This window comes from Rhizobium sp. Root483D2 (assembly GCF_001426685.1).
Taxonomy (GTDB): Bacteria; Pseudomonadota; Alphaproteobacteria; order Rhizobiales; family Rhizobiaceae; genus Pararhizobium; species Pararhizobium qamdonense.
In genome coordinates, this window is the sequence record NZ_LMFB01000001.1 from 126,134 (window position 1) to 145,297 (window position 19,164).

Annotated in this window: 17 protein-coding genes; 8 read left to right on the forward strand and 9 right to left on the reverse strand. The window is 60.7% G+C overall.

From position 1 onward, the window contains the following. Positions 1–143: 143 nt before the first annotated feature. From ASD32_RS00580 to ASD32_RS00595, 4 genes are all read right to left on the reverse strand, one after another. Complete coding sequence (locus tag ASD32_RS00580) at positions 144–959, reverse strand: ABC transporter permease subunit (protein ID WP_060635969.1); 816 nt, start codon at positions 957–959, stop codon at positions 144–146. A gap of 2 nt (positions 960–961) precedes the next feature. Next, a complete protein-coding gene (locus ASD32_RS00585) occupies positions 962–1,873 on the reverse strand; it encodes an ABC transporter permease subunit (RefSeq protein ID WP_060635970.1) in 912 nt (303 codons plus the stop codon). A gap of 4 nt (positions 1,874–1,877) precedes the next feature. Further along, the gene (locus ASD32_RS00590) at positions 1,878–3,020 is read right to left on the reverse strand and encodes an ABC transporter ATP-binding protein (protein ID WP_060635971.1); all 1,143 of its coding nucleotides are present in this window, start codon (positions 3,018–3,020) and stop codon (positions 1,878–1,880) included. Between the two features lie 91 nt (positions 3,021–3,111). Beyond that, positions 3,112–4,206, reverse strand: a complete 1,095-nt coding sequence (locus ASD32_RS00595; RefSeq protein WP_060635972.1) for a polyamine ABC transporter substrate-binding protein — start codon at positions 4,204–4,206, stop codon at positions 3,112–3,114. Between the two features lie 343 nt (positions 4,207–4,549). On the opposite strand from ASD32_RS00595, the gene ASD32_RS00600 reads away from it, so the two are divergent. After that, positions 4,550–5,503, forward strand: coding sequence for a fatty acid desaturase family protein (locus ASD32_RS00600; RefSeq protein WP_060635973.1), 954 nt, complete (start codon positions 4,550–4,552; stop codon positions 5,501–5,503). Positions 5,504–5,511: 8 nt separating this feature from the next. Here the strand turns inward: ASD32_RS00600 and ASD32_RS00605 are convergent, their stop codons facing one another. Continuing rightward, a complete protein-coding gene (locus ASD32_RS00605; protein WP_060635974.1) occupies positions 5,512–6,921 on the reverse strand; it encodes a helix-turn-helix transcriptional regulator in 1,410 nt (469 codons plus the stop codon). A 229-nt stretch (positions 6,922–7,150) separates the two neighbouring features. Here ASD32_RS00605 and aceA point away from each other — a divergent pair, with 229 nt between their 5' ends. Beyond that, on the forward strand, positions 7,151–8,440 hold the full coding sequence (gene aceA / locus ASD32_RS00610; protein ID WP_060635975.1) for an isocitrate lyase: 1,290 nt from the start codon (positions 7,151–7,153) through the stop codon (positions 8,438–8,440). A gap of 195 nt (positions 8,441–8,635) precedes the next feature. Next, positions 8,636–8,875, forward strand: coding sequence for a hypothetical protein (locus ASD32_RS00615; protein ID WP_037119629.1), 240 nt, complete (start codon positions 8,636–8,638; stop codon positions 8,873–8,875). A 71-nt stretch (positions 8,876–8,946) separates the two neighbouring features. Here ASD32_RS00615 and ASD32_RS00620 read toward each other — a convergent pair whose 3' ends face one another. Next, positions 8,947–9,822, reverse strand: coding sequence for a LysR family transcriptional regulator (locus ASD32_RS00620; RefSeq protein ID WP_060636235.1), 876 nt, complete (start codon positions 9,820–9,822; stop codon positions 8,947–8,949). Positions 9,823–9,990: 168 nt separating this feature from the next. On the opposite strand from ASD32_RS00620, the gene ASD32_RS29305 reads away from it, so the two are divergent. Then, on the forward strand, positions 9,991–10,149 hold the full coding sequence (locus ASD32_RS29305; protein ID WP_156382983.1) for a hypothetical protein: 159 nt from the start codon (positions 9,991–9,993) through the stop codon (positions 10,147–10,149). 50 nt (positions 10,150–10,199) lie between these two features. Here ASD32_RS29305 and ASD32_RS00625 read toward each other — a convergent pair whose 3' ends face one another. After that, positions 10,200–12,728 (reverse strand): HAMP domain-containing methyl-accepting chemotaxis protein, encoded by a 2,529-nt coding sequence (locus ASD32_RS00625; RefSeq protein ID WP_060635976.1) that lies wholly within the window; start codon positions 12,726–12,728, stop codon positions 10,200–10,202. Between ASD32_RS00625 and ASD32_RS29310 the strand changes: the two genes are divergently transcribed. Beyond that, entirely contained in the window at positions 12,721–12,945 is a 225-nt protein-coding gene (locus ASD32_RS29310; RefSeq protein WP_156382984.1) for a hypothetical protein, read from the forward strand. The genes ASD32_RS00625 and ASD32_RS29310 overlap by 8 nt on opposite strands. 139 nt (positions 12,946–13,084) lie before the next feature. Here ASD32_RS29310 and ASD32_RS29315 read toward each other — a convergent pair whose 3' ends face one another. Further along, the gene (locus tag ASD32_RS29315) at positions 13,085–13,408 is read right to left on the reverse strand and encodes a hypothetical protein (RefSeq protein WP_156382985.1); all 324 of its coding nucleotides are present in this window, start codon (positions 13,406–13,408) and stop codon (positions 13,085–13,087) included. A 72-nt stretch (positions 13,409–13,480) separates the two neighbouring features. Beyond that, positions 13,481–14,665, reverse strand: a complete 1,185-nt coding sequence (locus ASD32_RS00635; protein WP_060636236.1) for an NAD(P)/FAD-dependent oxidoreductase — start codon at positions 14,663–14,665, stop codon at positions 13,481–13,483. A gap of 172 nt (positions 14,666–14,837) precedes the next feature. On the opposite strand from ASD32_RS00635, the gene ASD32_RS00640 reads away from it, so the two are divergent. The 3 genes from ASD32_RS00640 (at position 14,838) to zwf (ending at position 19,162) form a co-directional block, all read left to right on the forward strand. Further along, positions 14,838–16,274, forward strand: coding sequence for a glutamine synthetase family protein (locus ASD32_RS00640; protein ID WP_060635978.1), 1,437 nt, complete (start codon positions 14,838–14,840; stop codon positions 16,272–16,274). Between the two features lie 16 nt (positions 16,275–16,290). After that, a complete protein-coding gene (locus tag ASD32_RS00645) occupies positions 16,291–17,577 on the forward strand; it encodes an FAD-binding oxidoreductase (RefSeq protein WP_060636237.1) in 1,287 nt (428 codons plus the stop codon). A 109-nt stretch (positions 17,578–17,686) separates the two neighbouring features. Beyond that, a complete protein-coding gene (gene zwf, locus ASD32_RS00650) occupies positions 17,687–19,162 on the forward strand; it encodes a glucose-6-phosphate dehydrogenase (protein ID WP_060635979.1) in 1,476 nt (491 codons plus the stop codon). The last annotated feature ends 2 nt before the right edge of the window (positions 19,163–19,164 follow it).

A 19,164-nucleotide genomic window follows, 5' to 3' on the forward strand; every position in this document is an offset into this window, starting at 1 on the left:
TTTTGAGCTGAATGGAGGTGGCCTTCGGCCCCCCTCATCCGCCCTTCGGGCACCTTCTCCCCGCTGGGGAGAAGAGGGAGGATGCCGCTTCTGCCGGGGAGACGGACACCGATGTAAAACCAGGGAGCTCCGCCATCACCCCATCAATGCGCGAACGCTGCCTGCTCGTCCTTGACGCGCTGGATTTCGCGGCGGCGGGAGACGACTGAGGCGATGAGGACGCCGATGGCGACGATGCCGATCAGGATGGTGCAGACGGCGTTGATCTCGGGCGTTACGCCCAGTCTCACCTGGCTATAGATCCGCATCGGCAGTGTCGTGGCGCCGGGGCCGGAGGTGAAGCTTGATATCACCAGATCGTCGAGCGACAGCGTAAACGCCAGCACCCAGCCGGAAAAGACGGCAGGCGCGATCACCGGCAAGGTCACCTGCAGGAAGGTGGCGACCGGTGTTGCGCCCAGATCCATCGCGGCCTCTTCGATCGAGCGGTCGAAGCTTAGGAGCCTTGACTGCACGACGACGGCGACGAAGCACATGGTGAAGGTGATATGCGCCAAAGTCAGCGTCCAGAAACCGCGATCAAAGCCGATGGCAACGAAGAGAAGCAGCATAGAGAGGCCGGTGATCACTTCCGGCATGACCAGCGGCGCATAGATCATCCCGGAAAACAGCATGCGGCCGCGAAAGCGGGTGTAGCGCGTCATGGCCAGCGCTGCCATCGTGCCGAGAACCGTCGCGACCGTTGCCGAAATCAGACCGACGCGGATCGTGACCCAGGCGGCATCGAGAAGCGCCTGGTTCTGGAACAGCTGCACATACCATTTGGTCGAAAAGCCCGCCCAGACAGTCACCAGCTTGGATTCGTTGAAGGAGAAGATCACCAGAAGTACGATCGGCAGATAGAGAAAGGCAAAACCGATGACGATCGAGGCGATATTGAAACGGGACCAGCGCTGCATGACTATCTCCCCTCGCTATCGGCTTTGGACTGGGCATGCTGGAAGAACATGATCGGCACCACCAGGATGAGCAGCAGAATGGTCGCCACGGCCGCGGAAACCGGCCAGTCGCGGTTGGCGTTGAATTCGTTCCACAGCGTCTTGCCGATCATCAGCGTTTCGGAGCCGCCGAGCAGATCCGGGATGACGAATTCGCCGACGGCCGGGATGAAGACCAGCATGCAGCCGGCCACCACGCCGGGCATCGACAGCGGGAATGTCACCCGCCAGAACGCGCGGATCGGCGTGCAGCCGAGATCCTGGGCGGCTTCCGTCAGGCTGTGATCCATCTTTTCCAGCGAGGAATAGATCGGCAACACCATGAACGGCAGGTAGGAATAGACGATGCCGATATAGATCGCCCAATTGGTGTTGAGGATGATCAGCGGCTGATCGATCACGCCAAGCGTGAGCAGCAGCTGATTGAGCAGTCCTTCCGGCTTGAGAATGGCGATCCAGGCATAGACGCGGATCAGGAAGCTTGTCCAGAACGGCAGGATGACCAGCATCAAAAGTGTCGGGCGGATCGTATTGGGCGCCTGCGCCATGCCGTAGGCCACCGGATAGGCGATCAGCAGCGTCAGGAACGTCGAGATGGCGGCAATCCAGAGGCTGGACGCATAGGCCTTGGTGTAGAGCGCGTCCTCGGTCAGCCAGACATAGTTGTCGATCGAGAACTGCTTGATATTGTCGATGAACCCGCCGATGCCGGATGCGAGGTCGAACACCGGCAGATAGGGCGGCATGGCAACCGCCGTTTCCGACAGGGAAATGCGGATGACGATGAAAAACGGTATCAGGAAGAAGAACAGCAACCAGGCATAGGGGATGATGATCACCAGCCGGTTGAACAAAGCCGATCCGAATTTTGCCATGGCCTCAATCCTTCAGCACGACGCCGGCATTTTCATCGAACGAAATCCAGACTTCCTGATCGTAGCCCAGCGGGTCCTCGACGGCGCGCACGGCGTTGAGCGAGGAGGCCTTGATCACCTTGCCATCCTTCAGCTTGACGTGGAAAACCGTCATGTCGCCGAGATAGCCGATATCCCAGATTTCGCCCTGCGCAGCATTGAGCGGTGCACAGGCCGGCTGGTCGCGGCCGACGCGGATTTTTTCAGGGCGCACGGCAAAGCCGGCCTTGGCGCCGATGGCGGGCGGTTCGGTGGAGGCGACGCGGACCGTGAAGCCGCTCTGCGTTGCGATCTCGACGGTGCCGTTGCCGGCAGCGGAGACCGTGCCGTCGAAAATATTCACGTCGCCGATGAAATCGGCCACGAAACGGGAATTGGGCGCCTCATAGATTTCCGGCGGGGTCGCCACCTGCACGACCTTGCCATGCGCCATGACGGCGATGCGGTCGGCCATGGTCATCGCCTCTTCCTGGTCATGGGTGACGACGACGAAGGTGAGGCCGAGTTCCTGCTGCAGATCCATCAGTTCGAACTGGGTTTCCTCGCGCAGCTTCTTGTCGAGCGCGCCAAGCGGCTCGTCCAGCAGAAGCACCTTCGGGCGCTTGGCAAGCGACCGGGCGAGCGCCACGCGCTGCCGCTGGCCGCCGGAGAGCTGGTGCGGCTTGCGCTTGGCGAACTTGTCGAGCTTGACCAGTTTCAGCATCTGCTCGACACGCGCAGCAATATCGGCCTTCGGCATGCCGTCCTGTTTCAGGCCAAAGGCGATGTTGTTTTCGACCGTCATATGCGGAAACAGCGCATAGGACTGGAACATCATGTTGACCGGCCGCTTGTAGGGCGGGATGCCGGCAAGGCTCTGGCCGTCGAGGATGATCTCGCCGGAGGTCGGCTGTTCGAAACCGGCCAGCATGCGCAAAAGCGTTGACTTGCCGCAGCCGGATGCTCCCAGAAGCGCGAAGAATTCGCGCGGATAGATATTGAGCGAGAGATCATCGACCGCAACGAAATCACCGAACTTCTTGGTGACATTCTTGACGGCGATGAAGGGCACGGAATTGGGATCGGCCCAAGGAGCAAAGGAACGCCGGATACTGCCAAGTGACTTCATCATCTATCCCCGAATGACTTGCACGAACGGCGCCGTCCCCAGCGCCACAAAAGAAAATTGCCCGGATGAGGTCCGGGCAATTCTTTTCGACTTACTGGCCGGTGACCACTTTGGTCCACATGCGCGTTAGCACGCGCTGCTCTCTTGCATCGAAGGGCGTCGTCGTGAAGAGCTTCTTCATGACATCCTCCGGCGGATAGATCGCGGTGTCGCCCATCACGTCCTTGCTGACGAACTGTTGGGAGGCCTTGTTGCCGTTGGCGTAGAACACCACGTCGCTCGCCTTGGCAATGACTTCCGGCTTCATGATGTAATTCAGGAATTCATGCGCTTCGGCGACATGCGGCGCATCGGCTGGAATGGCCATGACGTCGAACCACATCTGCGCGCCCGTCGACGGAATGGAATAATCAACGGTCACACCGGCCTTGGCTTCGGCGGCACGGTCGCGTGCCTGGAAGATATCGCCGGAATAGCCCAAGGCCAGGCAGATATCGCCGTTGGCGAGCGCATTGATATATTCCGAGGAGTGAAACTTGCGGATGTTCGGGCGGATTTTCAGCAGCAGCTCTTCGGCCTTGGCCAGATCTTCCGGCGCATGGCTGTCGGGATTGAGGCCGAGATAAAGCAGGACGCTCGGCACGACATCGGTCGGCGAATCGAGAACCTGAATACCGCAATCCTTGAACTTAGCGGCCAGTTCCGGCTTGAAAAGCACATCCCATGTGGGCTTCTCGTCGGTGCCGAGGATTTGTTTCACCTTCTCGACATTATAGCCAAGGCCGGTCGTGCCCCACATATAGTCGATCGCGTATTCGTTGCCCGGATCGTAGGTGGCGACGCGCGTGGTGATTTCGTCCCACATATTGGAAAGATTGGGCAGCTTCGACTTGTCGAGTTTCTGGAAGACGCCGGCCGCGATCTGACGCTGCAGGAAGGTTGCGGTCGGCACGACGACATCATAGCCGGTGCCGCCGGCGAGCAGCTTGGTTTCGAGGATCTCGTTGCTGTCGAAGACGTCATAGACGACCTTGATGCCGGTTTCCTTGGTGAAATCCTCCAGGATCGACGCATCGATATAATCGGACCAGTTGTAGATATTGACCACGCGCTCCTGCGCGGTGGCAATCGTTGCGGACCCGGAAAGGATCAACGCGGCAAAGGCTGTGGCAATCGTACGCGACATAGAATTCCCCTTGGTTTTATCGGAACAGTCCGGGCGGCCGCCGTCGCCTGCCTGTCTGTCCCTCCGTATGCGCGTTTGGAAGTTAGGCATGTTTTCAAACAACCACAAGCGCTTTTACTGGCCCAAGCAGAACCATTCGGTGCACTGCCAAATTTTAGCGCTTCCTGCAAAAAGCCGAATCTTTTCAGTGCACCATCGCGGCCTGCGCGCCCGGCGGCCCGCATCCCAGCGCCGGTTAACCATAAGCGCAGATCGCGCGTGGAACACGGCGTTTACGATTGCTTAACCATGTGCGGAATGCGATTTTGCGCAGAGAAGGTTATGCGTTTCGGAGTTGGCCGTCATGAATGTGAAGTCGCAGCGGATCGATCCACGGGAATTGAAGCGGCTGTCGGTGCTGCAATCTCACAGGACGCTTCTGGCCATCGGTTTCGACTGGGCGTTGATTGCAAGCGCCATCGCCTTCAGCAAATATATGCAGCATCCCCTCGCCTATATCGCAGCGGTGCTTATCATTGCCGGACGCATGCATGCCTTCGGCTGCCTGATGCATGAGGCCGCCCACTACCGCATCATCAAGAACCGCAAGGTCAGCGACTGGATGAGCGATCTGCTGCTCGCATGGCCGATCATGGCGACGGTCGATGGCTACCGGATGAACCATCTTGTCCATCACCAGCATACCAATACCGACGAGGATCCCGATTGGGCCGCCAAGCTCGGCATGACGCAATTCACCTTCCCGCAGAAAGTCTGGCGCGGCGTGGTGCAGCTGCTCGGCTATCTCGTGGCAATCAATTCGGTGCGCGATATCCTGCACATGGCCAAGCGCATTGCCAAGCATGACCGCTCGACCCGGACCTACAAGCTCCTGCGCATCAGCTTCTATATCGCCGCCGCAGTGATCTTCTCGGTCTTCGGGCTCTGGACCGACGTCACGCTCTACTGGCTGGTGCCGTTCTTCACCTTCTTCTGCCTGTTCCTCTATGTCCGCAGCGTTGCCGAGCATTTCGGCAGCATGGATTATTCCGACGAACTGGGCAGCTCGCGCACCGTCTATCCCCATCTCTGGGAAAAGCTGTTCTTTGCGCCCCACAACATCAACTATCACCTGGAACATCATCTTTATCCGGGCGTGCCCTATTACAACCTGCCGGAACTGCACGCGGTGCTGATGACAAACCCGAATTACGCCAGCCGGGCGCACATTACACGAGGCTATACGACAGGGCTTGCTTCGGAATGCTTTGCCCCGAATGCGCCGCTGCTTCCGGCGCATCATCCTGTCAGTTACTGAATGGGCAGCTACTGAAAATCAAAGGCGCTCAGACCGGTCACCATTTCATCGAGCCCGAGCGGCCTTGTGACCGGCGGCTCAGCCCTGGCAAGACAGCCCTGCCGCTCGCAGAGACGGCAGGCGGTGCCACCGGCGACAGTTGCAAGAGGTGCGGCACCATAGACGGTTTCGCCGGCATGCGCGGCATCACAGCCGATGAGGATCGCGGTGCGGCGGACGCGATCTTGAAAATTCGCCCGCGGACCTTCGATCGTCCGGGCGATGGTCAAAAACTCCCCGCCCCCAAAAATCTCCACCCGCTCGGCCAGCACCTGGCCAGCCTGCGCAAAGGCCGTGTGAACGTTGAGCTTGGGACAGCCGCCGCCGAAGCGCGCCTGCGGGAAACCGGATGCACCCGCCTTGCGCAGCCGGTTGCCGGCATGATCGATTTCCATCAGGAAGAACGGTAGCGCCGCAGCCCCCGGGCGTTGCAGCGTCACCAGCCGGCTGGCCGCCTGTTCGAAGGAGACCTGGAAGCGGGCGCTCAACACGTCGATATCGTATTTCGCCCGCTGTGCTGCGGCGAGAAAGCCAGCGTATGGCATCATGACCGCATGCGCCGCATACCGCGCCAGCTCGAAACGGCCGATACGGCGCGCCTCGCCAGTGGAAAATGCCAGCTGCTGCAGATCGGCGGCGATGGCTTGCGGAAACGCAATCTGCGCCGCCTCCATGGCGATTTCGCGGAGCTGGTCCTGCGCCGACAGACGCTCCGACAGGAACAGCCGCATGGAATGACGATCAAAGCGGCGGCGCAGGTCCGGCATGACATGCACGGGCAGTGTGCGCACCGTCAGGCCGTGCTCCTTGCGCAGAAAGCCTTTCAGCGCTCCAGCAAGGTCTTCGCCGGGGGAAAGCTGCGCATGGAAGGCCTCTGCGGCCTCGTCTGTATCAGCGAAATGATGGGGCCGGCTTTCGAAGATGTCGCGCACCTCATCCATCGGCAGGCGCGCGTCCGACAATGCCGCCATATGGCCCTGATCGGATAAAAGCGCGCTCAGGTCCTTCAGCCGCAACGACTGTTCGCGGTAGGCGCGGTACAGTTTGAGAACGCCGATCGCGGCGTTGGGGGCAGCCTCCGCCACCTCGATCAATTCCTGATCGCCCGGCAGCTCGCCCGAGAGCAGCGGATCGGCAAACACTTCGCGCAACTGCGTGACGCTGCCGGTCGCCTCCCCCTGCAGCTCGTCGAGATCGACCTTGTAGACCGAGGAGAGCTTTAATAGCAGCTGCACCGTCAACGGACGCTGGTTGCGCTCGATCAGGTTGAGATAGGACGGCGAGATGCCAAGCGCTTCGGCCATCGCCGTCTGCGTCAGCGACAACCCATTGCGGATCCGCCGCACGCGAGCCCCTGCAAAAATCTTGTTCTCAGCCATTTGTCACGCCTTTTACAATTTAGCCAGGCCGGCGGTCTTTACAGTATTTACAAAATTACAAAGGGCCATTGTAAAAGGCAAGACATGATAACCCTTTTGAATGCAGCAAAAATCCTTTTGTTCTGGCGGGTTTGTGCAGGGCACTGTAAAACAGGTCACATCAGATCGCCGATCGAGACACCTTTAAACGAAAGTCTTATCTGTCTCGAAACATTGCAGGAGGAAACTTATGACTGATTTTTACAATCTCGTTCCCGGCGCCCCGCAGGGCCGTTTCGACAGCCTCGATCGCCCTTATACTGCCGAGGACGTCACGCGGCTGCGCGGCTCCGTCCAGATCCGCCACACGCTGGCCGAGATGGGCGCGAACCGGTTGTGGAAGCTGATCCACGAGGAGGATTTCGTCAATGCGCTGGGCGCGATGACGGGCAATCAGGCGATGCAGCAGGTTCGCGCCGGCCTGAAGGCCATCTATCTTTCCGGCTGGCAGGTTGCCGCCGACAGCAATACCGCCTCGTCCATGTATCCCGACCAGTCGCTTTATCCGGCCAATGCAGCCCCGGAACTGGCCAAGCGTATCAACAGGACATTGCAGCGCGCCGACCAGATCGAAACCTCGGAGGGCAAGGGCCTTTCGGTCGATACCTGGTTTGCCCCGATCGTTGCCGATGCGGAGGCTGGCTTTGGCGGGCCGCTCAACGCTTTCGAGATCATGAAGGCGTTTATCGAGGCGGGCGCTGCCGGCGTTCACTATGAGGACCAGCTGGCATCGGAAAAGAAATGCGGCCATCTCGGCGGCAAGGTTCTGATCCCGACGGCAGCCCATATCCGCAATCTCAACGCCGCGCGCCTTGCCGCCGACGTCATGGGCACGCCGACACTGGTGATCGCCCGCACGGACGCCGAGGCCGCCAAGCTGCTCACATCCGATATCGACGAGCGCGACCAGCCCTTCGTCGATTACGATGCCGGCCGCACCACGGAAGGTTTCTACCAGGTCAAGAACGGCATCGAGCCCTGCATTGCCCGCGCGATTGCCTATGCGCCCTATTGCGACCTCATCTGGATGGAGACCGGCAAGCCGGATCTCGAACAGGCCCGCAGGTTTGCCGAGGCCGTGCACAAGGTGCATCCGGGCAAGAAGCTCGCCTATAATTGCTCGCCGTCGTTCAACTGGAAGAAAAACCTCGACGACGCGACGATCGCCAAGTTCCAGCGCGAGCTGGGCACCATGGGCTACAAGTTCCAGTTCATCACCCTTGCCGGCTTCCACCAGCTGAACTTCGGCATGTTCGAACTGGCACGCGGCTACAAGGACCGGCAGATGGCTGCCTATTCGCAGCTGCAGGAGGCCGAATTCGCCGCCGAGGTCAACGGCTACACGGCCACCAAGCATCAGCGCGAAGTCGGCACCGGCTATTTCGACGCCGTCTCGATGGCGATCACCGGTGGCAAGTCCTCGACGACAGCCATGCACGAATCGACCGAACACGAGCAATTCCGCCCGGCGGCGGAGTAGGCGCAACCCCTCCCCAACCCCTCCCCACAAGGGGGAGGGGCTAACTTGCGGCACTTTCTGCGCTCCATCAACCACTCCAGACGTGCGGAGTTGTCTCTGGGCAGAACGGTGCGGCATGCAAGTCCCTCCCCCTTGTGGGGAGGGGTTGGGGAGGGGCTCTCAACCAATCACAACATCAACCAAGGAGGAACCACCATGACAGTCCAGACACGCGTCAAGGAACGGGCGGAGGAACAGTCCTCGGCTATGACACCGGAACAGCAGGCCATGATCCGCATGGTCGCCAACGACCTGCACAGGCTCAACCAGGCCGTCATGAAGGCGGTGGATGCTGGCGTTTCCGTCGAGCTTGTCCGCTCGGCCCGCCATCATGGTGGCGAAGGCAATTGGGGTGATCTGCTGATCCCGGTTATCGTCACGCAGGGACGCGGCTGAGGCATGACACCTTGTCCACAAACATCCCGGCGGGACAAGATCCCGCCGGGATGTCGCGTTCCGGCGAAACGCTAAAGACTGCGGCTTGGCCGCTTGCCGGCAAAGAGATCGGCATGGCTTTTGACCAGCCGGAACAGCCGCTCTGACACCATGCGGATTTCGCGGCGGTGGCGGTCCTCGCTGTTGGTGACGATCCATTGGCCGTGGCGCAACTGTTTCAGCTCCTCGCCTGCCCGCTCCAGGCCCGGATCGAGATCGCCGACGAAACAGGGCAACACCGCCTGCCCCGCCCCTGCCCGCGCCAGATCCAGCAGCGAGCGCGGGCGGCTGACGATGACGGCGACCGGGGCAGCCGCCTGTTCATGCGGAAAGCGCAGATAGGGCGAGATCGCATCCTCCTCAGACACCGCGATCCAGGCTGAGGCCAATCCCGGCTGCGCATTGCGCTGGCGGTAGGCGGCATAGGCGACCTCGCCGGTATGGCGGCTTGTCAGATGCGGCTCGTCCGGCACGACCGCCCGCACGCCGACATCGCTTTGCCGGTGTGCCAGCGTCGCCCGCCGCTCGGAAACGGACATGTCGAGGCGGAAACCGTCACGCTCGCTCCAGATCGCCTGGATGTTTTCGCAGACCAGCCACGTCACCCAGGTTCCGGCCATCAGCCGCACCACAGAGCCCCCATGCGCCTCCTGCCGCCAGCCATCGACCTTGCGCACCACGGCGTCCATGGCCTGCAACTGTTCGAACAGCGCCTGGCCATCGGCGGTCAGCCGGTACCCGGTCTGGCTGCGGACAAACAGCTGCCGGCCGATCCCCTGTTCGAGATCCAGCACCCGGCGGCCGACGGTGGCGGGGCTCAAACCATTGACCTGCGCGGCGCCGGTCAATCCGCCATGGCGCGCAACGGCCAGAAATATCTGATAGGCATCCCAGGATATGTCTTTCATCATTGAAAAACATACGCCGGTTTCTTGCGTTTATAAACCTATTTTTGAAGCATAGGTTCAAGGCGTGAACGGAGCGCGGCGGCAATGCCGCCTCATCCCAAATTGAAGAAAGCTTTCTGCAGGGCCCCAGGTCCGGCAACGGCTTTCTGTTGCCGAAGGGAAGCTGTGATGCCGGAGATGATGGGAATGGTCTTATGGATGGAGATGCTGGCGAAGGACGCGCGCAGACCGCATGAATTCCAGGAGGTGATCGACCGGAACCGCCTGTCCAGCAGGATGTCCAGCGCAATGCGGCGGCTTTGCCTGGGCTGGCTGCGACGCAAATAAAAAGCCCGGCGTCCAAAGCCGCCGGGCTTTCCGCATTTACCTAGTATCCATCAGGCGGCGCGGCCGACCTGGCGGCCGGTTGCAACAGGCTCCAGGCGGAACTGTTCGACCAGCATCATCAGCGTATCGGCCTGGTTGGCGAGTTCGCGGCTGGCGCTGGTTGCCTGATCGACCATGGTCGCATTCTGCTGCGTCATCTGGTCCATCTGGTTGACCGACCCGTTGACCTCATGCAGCGCTGCGGCCTGGTCGCGGCTGGCAGTGGCAATCATTTCCACATGGCTGCTGACCGCAACGATCTGCTGGCTGATCGATGCCAGAACCGCGCCGGTTTCCTGGACCAATTGCGAACCGGAATTTACTTCGTTGGCGGATTTGTTGATCAGGCCCTTGATCTCGCGGGCCGCACCTGCCGAACGCTGGGCGAGTTCGCGGACTTCCTGCGCCACCACCGCAAACCCCCTGCCGGCATCGCCGGCGCGGGCAGCCTCGATCCCGGCATTCAGCGCCAGGAGATTGGTCTGGAAGGCGATCTCGTCGATGACATCGATGATCTGCTCGATCTGGCGGGAAGCATCTTCGATGCGGCCCATGGCCGAGATCGCGTTGCTGACGACGACGGCCGAATTGTCGGCGCTCTTCTTGGTATGCGTGACGGCAACATTGGCCTCATGCGCCCGCTCGGCCGAGGACCGCACGGTGACGGTGATCTGGTCAACGGCGGCTGCCGTTTCTTCCAGCGACGCGGCCTGAGCCTCGGTGCGCTTGGAGAGCTGATCTGCCGATGCATGCATATCGTTGCCGCTGCGCTGGATCGACAGCGCATTGTTGCGGATCTGCAGGAGCGTGTCCTGCAGGCGGATCAGCGAACCGTTGAAGTCCATCCGCAGCTGTTCGAGACGGCCGGTGAACGGCGTTTCGATCTGCTGCGAGAGATCGCCCTGCGCCAGGCGGCCGAGACCGGCGGCGAGCTGGTTGACGGCGAAATCGATCTGGCTGTCGAGGGCGCGCTTTTCGGTATCGTTGCGGCTGCGCTCGGCATCGGCCTGGGCGCGCTGCTCCTCGCTTTCGGCTTCGATGCGAACCTTGGAAAGGGCATTTTCCTTGAAGATGCCCAGCGCCCGCGCCATGTCGCCGATCTCGTCGCGACGGGCGCCGCCATCGATCGAGGTATCGAGCGCACCGTCAGCCAGACGGCGCATGGCGGCGGTGATCTGCCCGATCGGGCCCTTCAGCGTCAGCACCAGCGCGCCACCGGCGAGAAGGGCGATCAGGATGCCCAGAACCGTTGCAAAGACCGAGACCTGGTTTGCCTTGTCGCGCTCGACCGAGGCCGTGGTCTTCTGGCCCTCGGCAAATGCGGTCAGCTGACCCCAGATGCTGTCGATTTCGGCAGCCGCAGCCGTAAATTCGGCGTGCCGTTTATGGCTGGTTGCGACCAGGGCGATGCTGTCCTGATCCATCTTCTCGATGATCGGTTTCAGCGACCCGACCAGATCGGTGAAGAATTTCAGGTCGCCGGCTGTTTGTGCAAGGCTTTGCACATCCTGGCCCATGATGGAGAATTCGCGCGAAAGCCGGGCACGGCCCTCTTCGTCGGATTTTTCCAGGAAGCTCGCGGCGGCGATGCGGATGGAATAGACGGAATTGACCAGCTTGCGTGTATCGGTGAGCACGGTTGCGGCCTTGACCAGCGGCGCATCGAGCTTGCCGAACGTGGCAGTTGCGTCGCGCATCTTGACGGTGGCTGCGGTCTGCAGCTGGATGCTGTTCTGGCGGAAGCGGGCAACCAGACGGCCGACTGCGGCGGCGTTTTCCTCGCTGAGATCGCCGGTATCGACCAGTGCCTTCATCTCGGCCACGGTCTTCTTGAAGGTTTCGGCGACGGCCTTCTGGTTTGCCGGCAGGCCGGAAGCGATCTTGCGCTGCACCTTGGTGAGTTCCCCATAGGAACTGCCCGCAAACTTGATCTTTTCTTCCGGCGTCGCCGCCTTGGCAAAGGCCGACATGAAGGCAACGAGCGTATCGCTGGACGAGGTCAGGCGGTCTGCTTCGCGCAGGATCGATTTGGCCGCTTCCTCATCCTTGCGCACTGCCCGTTCCATCTTGGTGGCTTCCTCAAGCACCTTCATCTGCTCGCCGAGCAGGCTGCCGAGGCTGTTGGAGATGGATTTGCGCAGCGCCACTTCTTCCTCGTAGAGCGTCCAGAGCTGGCCGACGCGCTCGCCGATCTTGGTGCTGCCCTCGACGGCCTCCTGCAATTGGCGTCGGCCTTCCTCGTCATTGACCTGCGCCAGCGTGCCCGACAGGACCGCTTGCTGGCCCTCGAGCTTTTCAACCACGGCCTGGCGGTTTTCCTCCGACGTGTTCTGCAGAAAGGCGTTCATGCCGGCATAGACATCCTTGAAGCCGCTCAGCGACTGCAGGACGCTATTGGAAATCTCCATCCGCCCCTGCAGCAATCCCGACGCATAAAGCCCGGTAATGCCGACGGCGCAGATGCTGACGACGAAGGGCAGGATGAACAACAGCACCTTGGTCTGGATTTTGAAGCGGGCAAGAATCTTGTCGATGAACATGAACGCACCTTGGCTCGCAGCCTGCGTCCGCCCTCCTCAAGCCGTACAGGCTTGCCCGGTGCGCCAGCACGCTGGTGATTTAACTGAAAAAATCATGCGGCGCATCGCCGCCAGCCTGCCAGGCATTCATTGCATGATCCGCCGCCTCCCCGGGGCTGAGATCACGGCAGGCTCCGTTGAGATCATTCTTCAACGGCAACGATTAATATTTGAATAAGTGGGATCTAAATCGTTTCAGATGGCTGTTGCAGCGCATCAGCGGAAAATCCCGCCCTGCGGGATTTCGCGAGACCATGCGGCATGGCATGGGCAGATATAATCCGCCTCACACAGGAAGCGGGAAGCAATCGGACCGTTTAGAACGACCAGAAGGACGGAAGGGCAACGAACGCTGCAAGAGCGAACGCGGCGATCACTGAAACACGGATGAACAAAGCCTTGCGCGCGGCACTTTCGTCGGCTTTCGCAATTGCGATTGCGCGGGCGGTGGAACGATTGCGTGATTGATTCATGGCATCATTTCCTTTCGACATCAGCAACAATAGACCCGGATGCTCCGGACCGCCAGTCCATGCCGTGCTGCAACCGCTCACAAAAGCGTAAAAAATGTCACGTTTCTGAAACAATTCCTGAAAATGACTATCGTGCCGTGCTGCAAAACGTTTGGACCAGCGTTTCAAACAGGTTCCGTCAGATGTCTTAACAAGTGCTGAAGCCGCCTGCTCTTTGATGGCTCATGCCACTTTGCCGGCTCATGCCACTTGGCCGGCCGAAAAGCCAGATGCCCAGGCCCATTGGAAATTATAGCCGCCCAGCCAGCCGGTGACATCGACGCACTCGCCGATGAAATAGAGGCCGGGAACGTCGCGCGCCTGCATGCTGCGCGAATCAAGCGCCTTTGTATCGACGCCGCCCAGCGTCACCTCGGCGGTGCGATAGCCTTCCGATCCGGCGGGCTTGATCACCCAGTCCTTCAGGGTGAGGCAGAAGGCATCGATCGCCTTGTCGGAGAGATCGGCGAGCGGCCGGTTGCTGAGCCCGGCGGCCTCGGCGAAGAATTGCGCCAGCCGTTTCGGCAAGGGTTCGGAGAGCGCCGTCTGCAGCGCCTGGCGGCCATTCTGCTTACGCGCCGCCTTCAGCACGCCGGCAAGATCGGCATGCGGCAAAAGGTTGAGGCTGATATCGCCGCCCTCGCGCCAATAGGACGATATCTGCAGGATGGCCGGACCGCTCAGGCCCCGGTGGGTGATCAGCACGGCTTCCTCGAAAACCGTCTTGCCGCAGCGCGCCTGCGCACCGACGGCAACGCCGGCCAGCGCATTCAGGCTTTCCAGTTGCACCGGATCGAGCGTCAGCGGCACCAGTCCCGGCCGGGTCTCCACCAGCGGCAGGCCGAACTGCTCTGCGATCTTATAGGCAAGGCCGGTTGCGCCCATTTTCGGGATCGACTTGCCGCCGCTCGCAAGGATCAGCGAGGAACAATCGATCGCGCCATCGGCGGTCACGATCCGGAACCCGGACACGGTTTTTTCGACCGTCTGGATCTGCGCGCCCAGCCGCAAGACCGCGCGTGCCTCCTTCATCTCGGTCAGCAGCATGCGGATGATGTCCTTGGCGGTCTCGTCGCAAAACAGCTGGCCAAGCGTCTTTTCATGCCAGGCAATCTTGTAGCGATCGACCAGGGCGATGAAATCATGCGGCGTGTAGCGCGCCAAAGCCGACTTGCAGAAATGCGGATTGACTGAGAGGAAGTTCTTCGGGCTCGCATGGATATTGGTGAAGTTGCAGCGTCCGCCGCCGGAAATGCGGATCTTTTCGCCCGGCGCCTTGGCATGATCGAGCACGGCGACGCGGCGGCCGCGCTTGCCCGCCTCGATCGCCGCCATCATGCCGGCAGCCCCTGCCCCGATTATCACCACGTCGAATTGTTCGGCCAAGACATCCATTCCCGTTTCGGTTTTCTTTCAAAGGCAAGGGCGGCAAAGTCAATTGCTGTTGTGACGATGAGGACGAATACAGCCTGTACGGCGGCAAAAGTCCCGGTTTTCACCCTAGCCAATTGCCAAACTGTGGCTATGATGCCCCATCCGAACCCAAAACCGGTGATTTATGCCCGTCAGAAGAAATGCTGCCCAACCAACTGCAAGGACTGTCAAGAGCTCGAAAATACCCGCCGCACTGCAAGCCCCCCGCGGAGTGAAGACCTGGAAGGAAGCCGCCGACTGGCTGAAAATCCGTGGCATCGAGGATATCGAATGCATCACGCCTGATATTGCCGGCGTTCCGCGCGGCAAGATGATGCCGTCCTCGAAATTCACCTCCAATACCTCGCTTGCACTGCCCTCGGCGATCTACCGCCACACGATTTCCGGCGAATATCCCGAAGAGACGGGCAATTTCCGCTATGACAGCCGCGACAGCGATATCAAGTTGGTGCCTGATCTTTCGACCCTTTCGGTGGTTCCCTGGGAAAGCGACCCGACGGCGCAGGTGATCTGCGACATTGCGGGCTCGCAGGGCGAAAAAGTTCCCTACACGCCGCGCAACGTCCTGAAGCACGTTCTCGACCTCTATGCCCAGCGGGGCTGGAAGCCGGTCGTGGCGCCTGAAATCGAATTCTATCTGGTCGCCAAGAACGAGGATCCGGATTATCCGCTGCATCCGCCGAAAGGCCGTTCCGGACGTGCCATCCAGGGCGGACAGGGCTATTCGATCGCCGGCGTCAACGAATTCGACGAGCTGATCGACGATATCTACCATTTCTCGGAAAAGCAGGGTCTGGAGATCGACACGCTGATCCACGAGGAAGGCCCGGCACAGCTGGAAATCAACCTTCGCCATGGCGATCCGATCGAGCTTGCCGACCAGGTCTTCATGTTCAAGCGGACCATTCGCGAAGCGGCCCTGAAGCACGGCATCTACGCAACCTTCATGGCCAAGCCGATGCAGGCGCAGGCAGGCTCCGCCATGCATATCCATCAGTCGGTTGTCGAAGTGAATACCGGCCGCAACCTGTTTTCCAATGCCGACGGCTCGCCCTCCAAGGAGTTTTTCTCCTTCATCGGCGGCATGCAGACATTCGTGCCCAAGGCGCTGTCGATGATGGCCCCTTACGTCAACTCGTACCGGCGGCTGACGCCGGACATGTCGGCGCCGGTCAACAATGCCTGGGGCTACGACAACCGCACGACCGCGTTTCGCATTCCGGTTTCCGAACCTGCCGCACGGCGTGTGGAAAACCGCCTGCCAAGCTCGGACGCCAATCCCTATCTGGCGCTCGCAGCCTCGCTCGGTTGCGGTTATCTCGGCATCATCCAGGGACTGGAGCCATCGGCACCGGCGGAAGCGTCGGCCGATAGCGGGACGATCGACCTGCCGAGGGGGCTGTTGGAAGCGGTGTCGCTCTTGGAAGCGGAACCGGCTTTTGCCGAGATCTTCAGCCCGGAATTCATCGCGATCTATGGCGGCGTGAAGCGGGGCGAGTTCGAAACCTTCATGCAGGTGATCAGCCCCTGGGAGCGCGAATACCTGCTTCTCAATGTCTGATACGAAAGGCGCAGCCATGCCTTGGCAAAGCCCGATCTCGCCGGGGATTTCCTGGTATGAGTCCAGTGTCGCGGAGCGGCCGGAATATCCGGCCCTTTCGGGTTCGGTGGAGACCGATGTCGCGATTGTCGGCGGGGGCTTCACCGGGCTGCAGGCCGCCTACAATTTGGCGCGCAAGGGCGTGCGCGTGACGCTGATCGATGCCTGCCGCTTCGGCGACGGTGCGTCTGGCCGCAATGGCGGACAGCTCGGCACCGGCCAGCGCTGGTCTCCCGAGGAGATGGAAGGAACGCTCGGTTACGAGCGGTCCAAGGCATTGTTTGATCTGGCAGAGGATGCCAAGAAACATCTGCTCGACTTCGCATCCACACATGGCATCGATATCGAATATGTCGAGGGGCAGCTGAATGTCTGCCACAGGCCACGGCTTGAGAAAGACTATCGCGACAGCGTCGAGATCGCCGCATCGCGCTATGGCTATGCGCACCAGAGCTTCATGGACCGCGACGAGACAGTGGCGCGGCTGGGCTCGCAGCGCTATCTGTTCGGCATCCGCGATACCGGCACCGGCCATATCCAGCCGATGAAGCTGCTGGTTGGCCTCGCCAGACAGGCGGCCCTGGCCGGCGCATCGCTGCACGAGCAGACCAAGGCGCTGAAGATCAACCAGGCCGGCGGCCGGGTGACGATCGAGACGGACAAGGGCACCATCCGCGCCGACCGTGCCCTGATTGCCTGCAACGGCTATATCGGCAATCTCGAACCGGTCACGGCACGGCATGTCATGCCGATCCGCTCGTTCATCGGCGCCACCAAGGTTCTCAGCGATTTTCCCGATGTGCTGCCCGGCGGCGAAGCGGTAGCGGATTCGCGCTTCGTCGTGCGCTATTTCCGCAAATCCAAGGACGGGCGCCTGCTGTTTGGTGGCCGCGAGGCCTATACGGCTGACAATCCGCGGGAAATTTCCGAACATATCCGCCGGCAGATCACGGAGATCTACCCGTCGCTGGCGAATGTCGAGATGACCCATTCCTGGGGCGGCTCGGTTGGCATCACGCTGCCGCGCCAGCCCTTCGTGCGCGAGGTCATGCCCGGCGTTACATCGATTGGCGGCTATTCCGGCCATGGCGTCATGCTGTCGAACTATTGCGGCAAGCTCTATTCCGATATGGTGACCGGCAACCGCTCGGACCTCGACCTGTTGCGGGAGCTGAATGTTCCGGCTTTTCCAGGCGGCACGCGGTTCCGCTCCGTGCTTTTGTTCGTCGCACTCAGCTGGTATGCCTTGCGCGACAAGTTTTAAAAGCCGCACCTGAAAAGCGCAGGAAACGCATTTTGTTGCGTCGCACCCTAGCGCTTTTAAATCGATTAGATTATACACTCCTCAGACCAGAACGAGATCGAGATTTCTCATGAGCAGCCAGATCATTCCTGTGGAACCCTTTGACTATGTGGTTTTCGGAGGCACCGGCGACCTTGCCGAACGCAAATTGCTTCCTGCCCTTTATCATCGCCAGCTGGATGGCCAACTCACCGATCCGACCCGCATTATCGGTGCGTCACGCAGCGTGCTCAGCCATGACGAATACCGTAAATTTGCGACCGACGCCCTCAAGGAACATCTGAAGCCGAGCGAGTACGATGAGGCGCAGGTGAAGATCTTCACCGACCGTCTGTTCTACGTGCCTGTCGATGCCAAGTCGGACAATGGCTGGGATCAGCTGAAGGCGCTTCTGGACGAAGGCAAGGACCGCGTGCGGGCCTTCTATCTTGCCGTCGCGCCGGCCATCTTCGGCGACATCTCCGAAAAGATCCGCGACCACAAGCTGATCACCAAGATGACGCGCATCGTCGTCGAAAAGCCGATCGGCCGTGACCTTGCGTCGGCGCTCGAACTCAACGACACGATCGGCAAAGTGTTCAAGGAAGAGCAGATCTTCCGCATCGACCATTATCTCGGCAAGGAAACCGTGCAGAACCTGATGGCGCTGCGCTTTGCCAACACGCTGTACGAACCGCTGTGGAACTCGTCCTATATCGATCATATCCAGATCACCGTTGCCGAATCGGTCGGGCTGGAAAGCCGTGCCGGTTACTATGACAAGGCCGGTGCGCTACGCGACATGGTGCAGAACCATATCCTCCAGCTGCTCTGCCTGGTCGCCATGGAAGTGCCGCCGTCGATGAACGCGGAAGCGGTGCGCGACGAGAAGCTGAAGGTGCTGCGTGCGCTAAAACCGATCAATCCCGGCAATGTCGAGAAGATGACCGTGCGCGGCCAGTACAAGGCCGGCGCTTCGGCCGGGGGTGCGGTCAAGGGTTATCTCGAAGAACTCGAAGGCGGCGTGTCCAACACCGAGACCTTCGTTGCCATCAAGGCCGAAATCAACAACTGGCGCTGGGCCGGCGTTCCCTTCTACATCCGCACCGGCAAACGCATGGCCGGCCGCATGTCGGAAATCGTCATCACCTTCAAGCCGATCCCGCATTCGATCTTCGACGAGGCTGCGGGCCGCATCGAGGCCAACCAGCTGATCATCCGCCTGCAGCCGGACGAAGGCGTCAAGCAGTCGCTGATGATCAAGGACCCGGGCCCGGGCGGCATGCGCCTGCGCAACGTCTCGCTCGACATGACCTTTGCCGAAGCCTTCAACGCCCGCAGCGCCGATGCCTACGAGCGCCTGCTGCTCGACGTGGTGCGCAACAACCAGACCCTGTTCATGCGCCGCGACGAAGTCGAGGCCGCATGGCGCTGGGTCGACCCGATCCTGAAAGCCTGGGAAGCCGTCAACCAGCAGGTCCAGGCCTATACGGCCGGCACCTGGGGACCGAGCCAGGCCATCGCGCTCATCGAGCGGGACGGCCGCACCTGGCATGAAGTGATCTGAGG

What these genes read in the sequence shown, in the direction of transcription:
- aceA (WP_060635975.1), top strand. Translation starts at nt 7,151, where the DNA reads ATGACTGATTTTTACAATCTCGTTCCCGGCGCCCCGCAGGGCCGTTTC.
- ASD32_RS00615 (WP_037119629.1), top strand. Translation starts at nt 8,636, where the DNA reads ATGACAGTCCAGACACGCGTCAAGGAACGGGCGGAGGAACAGTCCTCG.
- ASD32_RS00620 (WP_060636235.1), bottom strand. Translation starts at nt 9,822, where the DNA reads ATGAAAGACATATCCTGGGATGCCTATCAGATATTTCTGGCCGTTGCG.
- ASD32_RS00590 (WP_060635971.1), bottom strand. Translation starts at nt 3,020, where the DNA reads ATGAAGTCACTTGGCAGTATCCGGCGTTCCTTTGCTCCTTGGGCCGAT.
- ASD32_RS29310 (WP_156382984.1), top strand. Translation starts at nt 12,721, where the DNA reads ATGAACATGAACGCACCTTGGCTCGCAGCCTGCGTCCGCCCTCCTCAA.
- ASD32_RS00605 (WP_060635974.1), bottom strand. Translation starts at nt 6,921, where the DNA reads ATGGCTGAGAACAAGATTTTTGCAGGGGCTCGCGTGCGGCGGATCCGC.
- ASD32_RS00595 (WP_060635972.1), bottom strand. Translation starts at nt 4,206, where the DNA reads ATGTCGCGTACGATTGCCACAGCCTTTGCCGCGTTGATCCTTTCCGGG.
- ASD32_RS00645 (WP_060636237.1), top strand. Translation starts at nt 16,291, where the DNA reads ATGCCTTGGCAAAGCCCGATCTCGCCGGGGATTTCCTGGTATGAGTCC.
- ASD32_RS29305 (WP_156382983.1), top strand. Translation starts at nt 9,991, where the DNA reads ATGCCGGAGATGATGGGAATGGTCTTATGGATGGAGATGCTGGCGAAG.
- ASD32_RS00625 (WP_060635976.1), bottom strand. Translation starts at nt 12,728, where the DNA reads ATGTTCATCGACAAGATTCTTGCCCGCTTCAAAATCCAGACCAAGGTG.
- ASD32_RS00640 (WP_060635978.1), top strand. Translation starts at nt 14,838, where the DNA reads ATGCCCGTCAGAAGAAATGCTGCCCAACCAACTGCAAGGACTGTCAAG.
- ASD32_RS00585 (WP_060635970.1), bottom strand. Translation starts at nt 1,873, where the DNA reads ATGGCAAAATTCGGATCGGCTTTGTTCAACCGGCTGGTGATCATCATC.
- zwf (WP_060635979.1), top strand. Translation starts at nt 17,687, where the DNA reads ATGAGCAGCCAGATCATTCCTGTGGAACCCTTTGACTATGTGGTTTTC.
- ASD32_RS00600 (WP_060635973.1), top strand. Translation starts at nt 4,550, where the DNA reads ATGAATGTGAAGTCGCAGCGGATCGATCCACGGGAATTGAAGCGGCTG.
- ASD32_RS00580 (WP_060635969.1), bottom strand. Translation starts at nt 959, where the DNA reads ATGCAGCGCTGGTCCCGTTTCAATATCGCCTCGATCGTCATCGGTTTT.